This is a genomic window from Paenibacillus sp. FSL M7-0896 (assembly GCF_037975415.1).
Classification (GTDB): domain Bacteria; phylum Bacillota; class Bacilli; order Paenibacillales; family Paenibacillaceae; genus Paenibacillus_AQ; species Paenibacillus_AQ silagei.
Window position 1 is genome coordinate 4,758,434 of the sequence record NZ_CP150250.1, and the last position, 12,439, is coordinate 4,770,872.

Genomic DNA, 12,439 nt, shown 5'->3' on the forward strand with positions numbered 1-12,439 from the left:
TGTTCAAAAAAAGGCCGCCAATTTCGGTAGGTGTAGTGAAAACTCTCCTGCCGAAATGGCGGCCTTATTGATGTGCATTACCCTGCCTGGACGGGCAGATCAGACGCAAGACTCAGGCAAAAGCCACATGAACCGTATGGATCTCATAAGGCTTGAAATCAAGCCGTATAGCAGGTCCGTCTACCGGCTCAGCCTCCAGCGGCCGTTCCATCAGATCGCGCAGCTGCCAGGAGGAGACGGCATAATCGCTGCCGACATTCGCCGTGCAGCGTGTTCCGGTGAACTCATGCAGCCGGACGATACAGCCGCTGCCGTCTTCGGCCAGCTTCACAGCATCGATCGCAATGTTCGGGGCATCGCAGGTGATCAGGGATTTGCCGGCTCCGGCGGTGTAGGCTCCTTCGACGGCCAGCAGCGGCTGGTTCAGCGCCCATGCTTCCTGCACCGTGCCCGCAGCCACCCAATCCCCTTCATGCGGAAGCAGCGCATACGTGAAGTTATGCTCGCCCTGATCCGCCAGCCGGTCAGGGCTGGTTGCCGATTTGATCAGCGACAGCCGCATCGTATGATCCTTGATGTCATAGCCGTATTTGCAGTCGTTCAGCAGGCTGACCCCGTAGCCCCGCTCCGACAGATCGGCCCACTGATGGCCCACACTCTCGAACCGTGCATAATCCCAGCTTGTATTCCAGTGAGTCGGCCGCTTCACATTGCCGAACTGGATATCATAGGTCGCTTCCGTCGCCCGCACAGCCACCGGAAATGCCGCCTTCAGTAGCTGATGCTGCTCATGCCAGTCTACGCAGGTCTCGAAATCAATCCGCGCGCTTCCGGCATAGACCTTGACCTTCTGGATAATGGTAGAATCCATATAGCTCCAGACGAATTCCAGCACCGCCTGGAGCGGGCCGCATTCGGTCAGCTTGACGGAGCGCAGATTGGTGATGACCTGCATTTTCTCCTGGTAGAAGAGGTCGATATCCCACGCATCAAACATCTTCGGCTTATCCTCGAACACTTGGAGTACATTGCCGCATTCGCCCGGTGCCAGCACCTCGCGTGCCGCGCCGCGGTCGAAGATCCGGCTTAGCTGTCCAGATGCATTCCACTCCAGAATATAATAAGGAGTGGTTAGTGTGGAATCCTGCCAGTGGAAAGGAACGGTAGATTCCGGCTGAGCGGCTTCGGAACCGCCAGGCTCAGCGGCCACAATCACTGCGCTCCCCATTGCCGGGACCGCCGGCGTCTCCACCAGCCACTGCCCGCCGGAGCGCTGTGCAGTAAGCCGGTTACCTTCAGCATCTGTCCAGACAGCATTCTCCGCATCATGAGGCACAGTTGCCAGCCGGGGAGCGGTGAAGAATGCGCTGTTAAACAGCGTATATTCTGTCTGCACCGGGGCTTCCGCCGGAGGGAGGTCTGCTTGCGCCGCAAGCGAACCTTCGGCAGACGCAGACGCGGGACCGACAAGTCCCTCCACAGCCGCTGTCCGCGCCGCTAGGCCAAGCTGCTCTGCTTCAGCATATTCCACCCGGGAATCCTGGTACACCTCATGAATGGAGGAGCCGGGAATAATATCGTGGAACTGGTTGCGCAGAATGATCTGCCAGCCTTCCAGGAGCGCGTCCGCAGGATACTGGCCGAATCCGCCGCTCTCCGCCGCCCAGAGCATCTGCAGCCATTCCGCTTCGCGGTATAGCAGCTCCAGCTTGCGGTTCATTTTTTTATTATAGGCCTGGCTGGTATAAGTTCCCCGGTGATACTCCAGATATAGCTCCCCGTCCCAGGTATGCACATACTCCTCCGTAGCATCTATCGTCTCATGGAGACGCTCGAAGTACTCCGCTGCCCGGCCTGTCTTCACCTGCGGAAGACCCGGCATCGTATCCAGCCGCCGCCGCATCTCCAGCATCTCGCGGTTAACACCGCCGCCCCCGTCCCCGTAACCATAGGACAACAGCAGCTCACGGTTCAGGTTCTTGTCCCGGTACTGTTCCCAGATGCCCTGCACAGAGAAAGGCTCGATCAGGCCGTTATAGGTGTAATACCAGGCCCCCGAATCCGGTCCCTCGGGTGTGGTGATGAAGTGGGTCAGCACCTCACTGCCGTCAATCCCCCTCCACTGGAAGGTATCATGCGGCATCCGGTTGTACTGGCTCCAGCTGATCTTGGTGGTCATGAAGGTGTCAATACCCGACTTGCGCAGAATCTGCGGCAGCGCCCAGCTATACCCGAACACATCCGGCAGCCATAGATATTTGCAGTCCACCCCGAACTCCTCGCGGAAAAACTTCGTCCCGTACAGAATCTGCCGCACCAGCGACTCACCGCTCGTCAGATTGCAGTCCGCTTCCAGCCACATTGCCCCTCCGGCTTCCCAGCGGCCTTCCTCTACACGCTCTTTGATCTCACTGTAAATTTCCGGGTAATCCTGCTTGATATAGGCATAGAGCTGAGGCTGGGTCTGCAAAAAAATGTACTCCGGGAACTCCTTCATCAGCCGCAGTACGGTGGAGAAGGAGCGGGCCGCTTTCTCCCGGGTGTGGGTAAGCCGCCACAGCCAGGCCACATCGATGTGTGTATGGCCGATGGCGGTTACAGTTACGGGATGCTCCTGCTCCAGCCGGGACAGGTCTGCGAGCAGGCTTGACTCGGCCTCCTGAACTGAGTCATAGAACGCCGCGCTTCCGGGTCTGGACCAGTCCAGCTTGTTAAAGGCCTTGTTCAAGGCGGTTAGCAGCTCATGCTTCTGAATCTGGCTGTCTTGTAGCTGCTTGATCGTACCCAGCGCAGCCCGACCGGTATAATAGAGATTGTCAGTGGACTCATCCAGATAGGCCAGCTCCGCCCGCTTGATCTTGTGCTCCTGCGGGATGAGCTGCCCGTCGCCGTTCAGGCCCGACCATAAGCGGAAGGTGAAATTCAGCTCACTGCCAGCCGCGCCGTCTTCCAGAAATACCTCCTGATGGTTGGAGTCCACCCCCTGATAAGGCTTCCCGTCCAGGTAAAGCAGCGATTCGAACCCGCTGTTATTGCCTCCGCCGGTACGTCCGAAATCGAACAGCCCGACAACACGTTTCCCCTGCCATTCGGCTGGAACGTTTACCTTGCGGTGCAGCCACAGATAAGCATCATAGCCGGTCCAATGCTCCCCGGTCCGCAGCTTCCTGTTACCATCAAGAACAGGCGGATAGGCACCATTAGCCCCCTCCAGATCCTCAGTAACCTGCCACTCCTCAAGCATAATCCCCTCACGGTACCTGTAACTCTCCAGCTCTCTCAACCGCGCCCCAAGCTTCTCTTCTGTCCAGAACATTAACATTCTCCTCTCATGTTATAACACGTGTTATTAAGCAGGCAAAAGTAGTGGGGCTGAGACCAGGTGCACTTATGCTCCTCATTCGCTCACCTAGCCTACTTTCGGCTAATTCAGGGGCACTTATGCTCCTCATTCACTCACCCAGCCCACTTTCGGCTAATTCAGGGGCACTTATGCTCCTCATTCGCTCTCCCAGCCCACATTCGGCTAATTCAGGGGCACTAATGCTCCTCATTCGCTCTCCCAGCTCACTTTCGACAAATTCAGGGGCACTTGTGCTCCTCATTCACTCACCCAGCCCACTTTCGGTAAATTCAGGTGCATTTGTGCTCCTCATTCCCGCGCCTAGCCAACTTTCGGCGAATTCAGGTGCATTTGTGCCCCTAATTGGCCCGCCTAGCCCACTTCAAGTAACTCATCCAACCCACTTCCAGCCAACTCAGAGGGATCTATCCCTCTGGATTGCCGCATCGAGTCTATCCGGCACACTATACACTGCCAACCGGACTATCTCCACTACCATTAGCATCCTACGCACTTTAGCTCCACTACCCAGAATCTAACCGCTTCAGCTCCACTTATACCAGCAGCTACGCGCTTTCCCCCGCCCTCAACACGGCGGGGAGCCAGATTTTCTCGGCCTGGCCAGCCTTATTCCCGTTCCCTCCGCTCATCTGTGCGAGCAGGCAGCGGACGGCTTCCTCTCCCATACTCACATAGGGGATCTCTACGCAGCTTAAGGAGGGCAGGCTGAGCCGGTCGCCTTGAATCGTGTTGTCTGCTGCCATAATACGCAGGTCTTCACCGATCCTCAGGCCCAGCTTATGAGCAGCCCGGTACAGATCGGGAATCGCGCTCGACCAGTTAACCAGGAGGGGCGCAGACGGCTGACCGCTGACCGCCGTAAGCCTCTGGAGACAATCTACCCATGCGCTTCCATGCTCTTCCAAACGAACGATTACCGGCTCCATCCCACGTGATATACACCAGCTTGTGTAGGCCTCCCGGCGGTTCCGCTCCGCCCAGTTATCCGCCTCCCCCTCGTGGTACACCTCGGCGTAGACCGGCCCCGGCTGCTGTGCCTTGCTTTCCCGCATCAAATAATTCATTGCGGTCTCCACACTACCTGAATAATCAGCCAGTACAGACTGTACTCCCGGCACTTCCGCATACCCTTCCACGGAGACGTAGGGGACTCCGGCAGCGCTGACACCGGAGGCCCATTCCTCGTCCCGGTAGCTGGTGTGGTCCAGAGTGACAATACCGTCGATCTTCCGTTGGTGATACAATTCCAGCAGCTCGGCTCTGCCGCCCGCATTCCCCTTGGGGCGCGGGGAACAGAGCAGGATGTGATACCCGCCCAGCTCACACTCCCGCTGCATCCCTTCCAGCAGCCGGATGAACAGCGGATGACGCGTATCCCCGTAAGCGGCCAGCGTCATGCTTCTTCCTGTCTTCATGCTGCGCGCTCCCGCGTCCACATGATAATTCAGCTCACGGATGGCTTCCAGCACAGCCTCGCGCGTATCGGCTCCAACGCCAATGCCGGGCGTATCGTTCAGCACCGCAGAGACTACACTGCGCGACACGCCAGCCCTTTTGGCTACATCGAAGCTGGTCACTCTTTTTTTGCTCATACTAATTAGCACCTCAAGGGAAGTATAACACGTGTTATAAAACAATGTATAGCGTCTTAATCATCATACCCATCCGCCCCAAAAAGCCCCGCAGCCCATAATCAACATCATTCATGGCACGGGGCAATTTATTTATTTCTGCAGTTCCTGGTCCTTTTGCTTCAGCAGGTCGGCGTATTCTTCCTTGTACTGCTCCAGCTTCTGCTTGAGCTCGGCATTGCCGGGACTCGTCTTCAGCAGGCTGCTGGTGGTCAGGATGTTAGTTACCACGGAATCAATCTTCTCGTCAATAATATCAATTTTGCTCTTGGCCGCAGTCAAAGCAGGATCTGGTGTAGTCACCGGCACTGGACCAACCAGCGAGCTTCTCTCGTCGGACAACGGAGGAGCGGCTTGTCCTTTATCATCCAGGCTAATCGTTTTGCCCTTCACTGTCACTTTGAACCCGGCCAATTCACCAATCGCCCGTACGGGCGCGTAGCTCTTGCCATCAATCACAATGGCCGGATCTGCCAGCTTTTTTCCATACACATTTACCGTATACTCCGCCTGAATGGCCTTTCCTACCAGTGTTGCAGAAGCACCCAGCGCCTGCGCACCCACCATCAGTATCGCTCCGGCAATGACGCCGGCAGCAATCTTTTTCATAAGAAATTCACTCCCTGTATAAGACTATGACTATTATTCTATCATTTTATAGCGGCGGGTGCTTCCCTTCAGCTGTAAATTGGCTTACAGTTATTTTTTCCCAATGAGAAAAGAGTTCTGATTGTCCCCTACTTACCTTGAATCAGACCAACTTAGAGATTGACAAAGCGGTATTTCCTCTCTATCATAGTTAAATGATAATGATTATCATCTTCATTCAACTACATACCTTCTAAAGGAGCATAGCACATGCCAAGCCTCAAAAAATTAGTACTCCCGTTAACCCTGCTTCTCTTCACCTTGATCCTGGCCTCCTGTGGCCAACCGGATAACTCAGCTGCGACAGCTCCGGCAGCAGCCGCCACAAGTCAGGCAACCGTAGCGCCTGAGGCCAGCCCGGCAGCTGTCACGGAAGCGGCTGCTGCAACACGGAAGTATACCGATTACAAGAAACGGGAGGTTGAAATCCCCGCCGATCCCCAGAAGATTGTCTATGTCGGCAGCAATCCGGGTGACCTGCTGGCGCTGGGGATTAAGCCTGCGGGAGCTTCGCTAAGCGTCATCGGCACTCAGGTGGCTTACCCCGATCTACTCGAAGGGATTGAGGATATCGGGTATCCGTTCTCTGCTGAGAAGATTCTGGCCTTATCCCCGGACCTGATTATCTTCGACGATTGGGACGAGACCGGGATTGAAGCGTTAAGTAAAATCGCGCCGACCGTGGTGGTGGGACTTGACGGCACCTTCCCGACGGAGGAGCGTGTCCGGCAGCTCGCTGACTTGTTCGGCCGCACGGAAGCTGCGGACCGCTGGTTCAACGATTACCAGGCGAAGGTTGCCTCCGTGAAGAAGCAGCTCAATCTAACTGAAGGTGATACAGCTACCTCCCTGCTGGTGCTTGGCTCCGAGCTGTACATTATGGGCGGCAAAGGGCTGAACGAAACCCTGTACGGACAGCTTGGCTTCAAACCGGCTGAAGGCGTACAGAAGCTGGTCGATGCCGGCGAACGGTTCGTAACCATCTCTGACGAGGTGCTGCCACAGTATATTGGAAAGCACATGTTCCTCCTTACCGACACCAGCAGCAAGACGGCTGCAAGACAGAGCGCGCTGATGGACAGCGGCTTATGGAAAGCGATCCCTGCCGTCAAGGAGGGCCGTGTATACACCTTCGACAGCAAATATAACTTCGATGACCCGATTACCCTCGACCGGCTGCTGGATGAGATCGTTGAGATCTTTGGCAGCAAGGGTAAAGAGTAAAAAGGTAAACAGTAATTAGAAATTAAGCGCGCTGGCGAATTGTAATCGGTTTTTCGATTACATTTAGACCGCGTACCTCGTGTGTGCTCATTGTAATCGGTTTTTCGATTACATTCGGCCCACATGCCTCGCGACAGCGTATTGTAATCGGTTTTTCGATTACATTTAGACCGCGTACCTCGTGTGTGCTCATTGTAATCGGTTTTTCGATTACATTCGGCCCACATGCCTCGCGACAGCGTATTGTAATCGGTTTTTCGATTACATTTAGACCGCATACCTCGTGTGTGCTCATTGTAATCGGTTTTTCGATTACATTCGGCCCACATGCCTCGCGACAGCGTATTGTAATCGGTTTTCCGCACACATTCCGTCCACGCACATCTCGCCAGCCGATTGTGTTCGCTTTTCTGCATACATTCCGCCCACGCACCATCACACTACTCCTAAAAAAGACTTAGGCTGCCCGGGAAAATCCCGGCAGCCTAAGTCTTCGTCTAGCCTATACTTCTACTCCCGCTTACCTGCCCGCCCTCACCGAAACCGCACCCTTCGCAGCGATATCAAGGGTCAATAATTCCTCCCTCTCCAGCCGCACAGCCACGGTCTCCGGGGTCTCTCCGTCGTTGAACAGGACGACTGCGATGGACCCGTCGCGGTTGCGGAAGGCCACGGAACGCACGGGCTCATGGCTGGCGGCAGACTCCAGGCGCAATGCCCCGGGGCGGATCACCTTGCTGAAATGTGCCAGTGCATAGTAGTCCAGAGTGTACGTCAGCTCCCGGGTCTGCTGGTTGACCGTCACTACCCCGCGGCAGGTGCTCTCCCCGAAGCCGGGCACCGTAGGGCCGTTCAGTTCATCCAAGGCCATATTCCATAGCACGAACGATTTGCTGTGATTCCGCAGAATCTCAATTCCCGTGCGCATCACATTGGAGAAGGCCTGCTCGAACGGAGGAATCCATTCCCCGCCGGAGCCTTCGGTGAAATGGACCTCATGATCCGGGTAGGCCGCCTGCACCTCCGACTGCGCGGACGCCGCGCCGCCGTACCAGTGCCAGGCTACGCCGTCCACCTCTGCCGCGGCTGCCTCCAGCACAGACAGCGGATAATCCGGCCGGTCCCAGTTATGGTCGTAGCAGAAGATTTTGGCGGCCAGCCCGTGCTGCCTGAACGCAGGCTTCAGATAGTCCCGGATGAACTCCCGCTGCTCCTCCGGCAGCATCAGCATACTGGGGTAATGCTGCGGCTCATAGAGCGGCTCGTTCTGCACAGTGACAGCATAGATAGGTAAGCTATGAGCGGCATAGGCCTGAATATAGCGGACAAAATAATCCGCATAGACTCCGTAATGCTCCGGCTTCAGCCGCCCGGCGATCATCGAGCCGCTGGTCTTCATCCAGCCCGGCGCACTCCAGGGGGAGGCCATCAGCTTCAGCTCAGGATTAAGCCTGAGTGCCTCCTGCACCAAAGGAATGATGTCTGCTTCATCGTGGGCGATGGAGAATCCGGCCAACTCCGGATCACTCCCGCCTTCAGGCAGATCATTATAGCTGTAGACCGTTCTGGCATAATCCGATGCGCCCATGGGATTACGCAGGAAGGACAAGCCGATCCCCGCCTGCGGATCGAACAGCTTCTGCATAACGTCCGTCCGCTGCTCTGCACCTAGCACCTGATGGATCAGGTAGGCGGCCGAGTCGGTGAAGGAAGCCCCGAAGCCATCCATCTCCTGATAGGTCTTACTCGCATCAATGTCTACGGTGACCGTAACTGCATCATCAGAAATCTGCGGCAGCTGTGCTGCGGACTGCTCTATAAACAGCTCGTTCTCTCCGCTGGACTGGTACATGATCATTTCCCGCATGTGTTATCCCTCCATCTTCTTATATAAAAGGGCCCAAAACGGGCCCTCCCTTGCGCCTTGCCTACTTAATGCCCAGCTTGGCCTTATTGGCTTTCATCTTCTCGCTGCGGACCTCTACGATTTTGCTCCAGTTGTTCTTGTCCAGGAAGGCCTTATGCTCCGCCAGAATGCTGTCAAAGGTTGCCTCGTCCTTGGCACGGATCATGCTGACCAGCGTGGTGTTCCAGTTCGTATTAATGGCCGTCTGGCCGCGGGCCTCCGCCGTCCCCTGATCGGGGTTAATATTCTCCAGGATGAAATGCGGCTTCAGCTTGCCTTTACCCCATTCCTGCATCTGCTTGATCGACTCGGGGAAGGCGTCCTTGCTCAGCGCTTTGTGGCGGTCATGTCCGAAGAACATGAATTCGCCCATCCGGTAGTCCTTCTTGAACTTATCCGCATTATTAAGCTGCAGGTCCTTCACTTCCGGCAGCAGCTCAACCGTACCGTCGGGATTGGATTTATAAGTTACACCTTCAATCCCGTAGTTCATCAGCTTCTGCCCTTCTTCGCTCAGCAGATACGTGAAGATCTGAATCGCTTTGGCCGGGTCTTTGCAATTCTTGGTGATGTAATTGATCATCCAGCCGGTAATCCCGGATTGATTGAGGGTCGGCTGATGCCCTACGGTGCTCTGCGGCCCGTCAACAGCCATATACTCCTTGCCGGGATTGGCACTCATGAAAATCTGCAAATTGCCGCCCTGCTGTGGAGTACCGTCAAGCAGCATGGCCGCATATTTGCCGGATTTCACCTTTTCCTCAAAGCCGGTTCCGTCATCTGCGAAGCTGTCATCACTGATCGCCCCGTCCCGGTACACGGCATTCAGCGTCCGCAGCCAGGTCAGATAATCCTCATCCAGATTGCGGTTGTAGAACTTGCCGTCCTCCGTCTCCAGCGGAACGCCGATGAAATCCTGCAGCGCATCCCCGAGCGAGCCGGTCCCTTCCCCGATAGCATTGAACCCGAAGGGAATCATATCCGGGAATTTGCTCTTAATCTCATTCATTGTCTTCTGGAAGGCCTCCGGGGTCCCGAAGTCAGGGCTGCCCAGCGCTTCATACACATCCTTGCGGATGACAAAAGCCGTCTTCGCCGGAATATTACCGCTGTCATAATCCGCCTGTGTATTGGAATAGTTCGGATAACCGTAGGTTTTGCCGTCCTTCAGCTGAAACCAGTTCAGCGTGTCGGCAGCGGCCACCTTGTTGAAATACGGGTCATACTTCTCCGCCAGCTCATTGAGCGGAAGCGCCCAGGTGGAGGCCTTTTGCACAACCGGGGAATTGGAGTCGAAGATCGTCAGCAGATCCGGCATATCGCCGCCCGCGAAGAACGTATTCAGCTTCGTATCGTCCCCGGTAATGAACTTGATGTTGATGTTCAGATCCTCTTTGATTTTCTTGGTGACTACATCCTTGCCGAAGTCCGTATTCCACCAGTCTGCGTTCACATACCAGGTTAAGTCCGTAGTCTCCTCTTTCTTATCGAGCTGCCAGGCCGGAGTCTCCGGGTCAACCGTATACCGGTTGTCCAGGGACACCTCTACCGCCTTAGTGGAGCCGCCGCCCGAGCTGCAGCCTGCCGCCACCAGCATAGCCGCCATCAGGAGCAGCGCGGATTTTAGCGTTTTTGTGCCGAGAACCTTAGTCATCTTGATCATCTTCTTGACCTCCTATAATGTAGTGAACCTCTTCTACTCCTTGACTGCCCCCAGCATCATGCCCGAGATGAAGTACCGCTGAAGAATGGGATACATCGCAACAATCGGCAGTGTGGTAATGACAATGGTGGCCAGCTGAACTCCTTTGGTGGTGGTCTCAATGACGACGGAGCCGCCGATATTCTGCATGGACTGGGTCTGCGACTGCACAATAATCTCATACAGCTTCATCTGCAGCGGGTAGAGCGCCTGATCGGTGATATACAGCTTCGTGGTCATGAAGTCGTTCCATTGTCCCACCCCGTTGAACAGGGCGATGGTGGCCATCGCGGGCATGGACAGCGGAATGAAGATTTTGAGGAAAATATGCCAGTCGCCTGCGCCGTCAATCTTGGCCGACTCCTCCAGCGAATCCGGCACGTTCCGGAAAAAGTTCATCAGAATCACCACATCGTAATAACTGAATAATGCGGGGATAATGTAGACCCAGAAGCTGTTCAGCAGCCCGAGCGATTTGATAAGCAGATACGTCGGAATCATTCCGCCGGAGAAAAACATCGTGATGACGCCCATCGCCACATACAGCTTGCGGCCGCGGATGTATCTTTTGCTGAGACCGTAGCCGATCATTGCGCAAAAGAACACGTGGGTGATCACCCCGAGAAACGTCTTGGCGACCGAGACAATGAAGGATTGACCGATCGTGCTGTCATTGAAGACCGCCCGGTAATTCTCCAGCGAGAATTCTTTGGACCAGAAGATGAATCCGCCCTCGGCAAGCGCCCTGCCCGAACTAAGGGAGGAGATAATTACGTTCCATAGGGGAACGAGGATAATAACCATGAAGCAGACCAACAGCACCTTATTCACCGCATCAAAGATCCGGCTGTCGAGATCTTCCCGTATGACCTTCCGATTCACTCTAACGCCCCCTCTACAACACGGATTGATTATCGTTCAATTTACTGGTGACCTTGTTGGCCATAAGCAGCAGGATTACCGACACAATGGAGACACCGAGGCCGACAGCCGTAGCATAAGAGAAATCGCCCTGCGTCATCCCCATGCGGTAGACATAAGAGTTGATAACCTCTGCTTTCTCCCGGTTCTGTGAGTTCATCAGTACAAGCGTCTGATCCAGATTCGAGCCGAGTAGGCCGCTTACCGTCAAAATCAGATTCAGGCTGATGATCGCCTTCATGTTCGGAAGGGTGATATTCCAGATCTGACGCAGCCGTCCAGCTCCGTCGATCCGGGCCGCCTCATAATAGGTCGGGTCAATCTTGGCCATAATCGCCAGATACAGAATGGTGCCCCAGCCGGCTTCCTTCCAGATATCGGACAACGTGGCAATCCACCAGTACTTGCCTGCATCCAGCAGGATGTTGGAAGGCTTCGAGATCAGCCCGAGATTCAGCAGCAGCTCATTGAACAGCCCCGAGGTGGAGAACCAGGTGATCAGCATCCCGCCCAGAACGATCCACGACAGGAAATGCGGCAGATAGGAGATCGTTTGGACGAATTTTTTGAAGCGGCCCATGTTCAGCTCGTAGATCATAATGGCGAGGATAATCGGAATGATGAACCCGATCCCAAGCTTCAGGAAGCTGATGCCGAGCGTATTGATGACCGCATCCCAGAAGTATTCGTCCGACAGAATAATCCTGAAGTTGTCCAGGCCCACCCAAGGTGCAGTAGACAGGGTATCAATGACCGTGTAATTCTTGAAGGCAATCGTCAGCCCGTAGATCGGTATGTAGCAGAAAATAATCATAAAAATAATGCCCGGCAGCACCATCGACTGAATCTCCCACTGCCTCTTGTAATCGGTTACAAATTCTTTGATCCGCTGCCCCACAGGCTTCTTGGCGGACGGCGGAACAGCTGGCGGGATGGAAGCTGATGCAGTAGACGCTGATGGTTTATTCATGATCTTGTCCCCCTCTCCATTGAGATATCACGTTGGTGCTCAAATTGTTGCTCAAAGCAATAAAAACGTTTTT

General features: G+C 55.1%; 8 protein-coding genes and 1 CRISPR repeat array. Of the genes, 1 reads left to right on the forward strand and 7 read right to left on the reverse strand.

Features of this window, described 5'->3' with window-relative positions:
• Positions 1-112 precede the first annotated feature (112 nt).
• From MKY12_RS20700 to MKY12_RS20710, 3 genes are all read right to left on the reverse strand, one after another.
• A complete protein-coding gene (locus MKY12_RS20700; RefSeq protein WP_339310573.1) occupies positions 113-3,316 on the reverse strand; it encodes an alpha-mannosidase in 3,204 nt (1,067 codons plus the stop codon).
• 593 nt (positions 3,317-3,909) lie between these two features.
• Positions 3,910-4,956: a LacI family DNA-binding transcriptional regulator gene (locus MKY12_RS20705; RefSeq protein WP_339249673.1), complete on the reverse strand. Its 1,047-nt coding sequence runs from the start codon at positions 4,954-4,956 to the stop codon at positions 3,910-3,912.
• 132 nt (positions 4,957-5,088) lie between these two features.
• The gene (locus MKY12_RS20710) at positions 5,089-5,604 is read right to left on the reverse strand and encodes a hypothetical protein (RefSeq protein WP_209871359.1); all 516 of its coding nucleotides are present in this window, start codon (positions 5,602-5,604) and stop codon (positions 5,089-5,091) included.
• Between the two features lie 249 nt (positions 5,605-5,853).
• Between MKY12_RS20710 and MKY12_RS20715 the strand changes: the two genes are divergently transcribed.
• Positions 5,854-6,867, forward strand: coding sequence for an ABC transporter substrate-binding protein (locus tag MKY12_RS20715; RefSeq protein ID WP_339249676.1), 1,014 nt, complete (start codon positions 5,854-5,856; stop codon positions 6,865-6,867).
• A gap of 38 nt (positions 6,868-6,905) precedes the next feature.
• Positions 6,906-7,288: direct repeats of the CRISPR family, unit length 26 nt; unit sequence ATTGTAATCGGTTTTTCGATTACATT.
• A 99-nt stretch (positions 7,289-7,387) separates the two neighbouring features.
• Here the strand turns inward: MKY12_RS20715 and MKY12_RS20720 are convergent.
• The 4 genes from MKY12_RS20720 to MKY12_RS20735 all read right to left on the reverse strand — a co-directional run bounded on the left by MKY12_RS20720 (position 7,388) and on the right by MKY12_RS20735 (position 12,366).
• Positions 7,388-8,734: a glycoside hydrolase family 30 beta sandwich domain-containing protein gene (locus MKY12_RS20720; RefSeq protein WP_339310575.1), complete on the reverse strand. Its 1,347-nt coding sequence runs from the start codon at positions 8,732-8,734 to the stop codon at positions 7,388-7,390.
• Positions 8,735-8,795: 61 nt separating this feature from the next.
• Positions 8,796-10,436, reverse strand: coding sequence for a sugar ABC transporter substrate-binding protein (locus MKY12_RS20725; protein WP_339249680.1), 1,641 nt, complete (start codon positions 10,434-10,436; stop codon positions 8,796-8,798).
• Positions 10,437-10,469: 33 nt separating this feature from the next.
• Positions 10,470-11,357: a carbohydrate ABC transporter permease gene (locus MKY12_RS20730; RefSeq protein ID WP_036731709.1), complete on the reverse strand. Its 888-nt coding sequence runs from the start codon at positions 11,355-11,357 to the stop codon at positions 10,470-10,472.
• A gap of 13 nt (positions 11,358-11,370) precedes the next feature.
• The gene (locus tag MKY12_RS20735) at positions 11,371-12,366 is read right to left on the reverse strand and encodes an ABC transporter permease subunit (protein WP_339310577.1); all 996 of its coding nucleotides are present in this window, start codon (positions 12,364-12,366) and stop codon (positions 11,371-11,373) included.
• Between the last annotated feature and the right edge of the window lie 73 nt (positions 12,367-12,439).

Coding starts and splice junctions, on each gene's coding strand:
- MKY12_RS20700 (WP_339310573.1), bottom strand. CDS start 3,316: ATGTTCTGGACAGAAGAGAAGCTTGGGGCGCGGTTGAGAGAGCTGGAG.
- MKY12_RS20705 (WP_339249673.1), bottom strand. CDS start 4,956: ATGAGCAAAAAAAGAGTGACCAGCTTCGATGTAGCCAAAAGGGCTGGC.
- MKY12_RS20710 (WP_209871359.1), bottom strand. CDS start 5,604: ATGAAAAAGATTGCTGCCGGCGTCATTGCCGGAGCGATACTGATGGTG.
- MKY12_RS20715 (WP_339249676.1), top strand. CDS start 5,854: ATGCCAAGCCTCAAAAAATTAGTACTCCCGTTAACCCTGCTTCTCTTC.
- MKY12_RS20720 (WP_339310575.1), bottom strand. CDS start 8,734: ATGCGGGAAATGATCATGTACCAGTCCAGCGGAGAGAACGAGCTGTTT.
- MKY12_RS20725 (WP_339249680.1), bottom strand. CDS start 10,436: ATGATCAAGATGACTAAGGTTCTCGGCACAAAAACGCTAAAATCCGCG.
- MKY12_RS20735 (WP_339310577.1), bottom strand. CDS start 12,366: ATGAATAAACCATCAGCGTCTACTGCATCAGCTTCCATCCCGCCAGCT.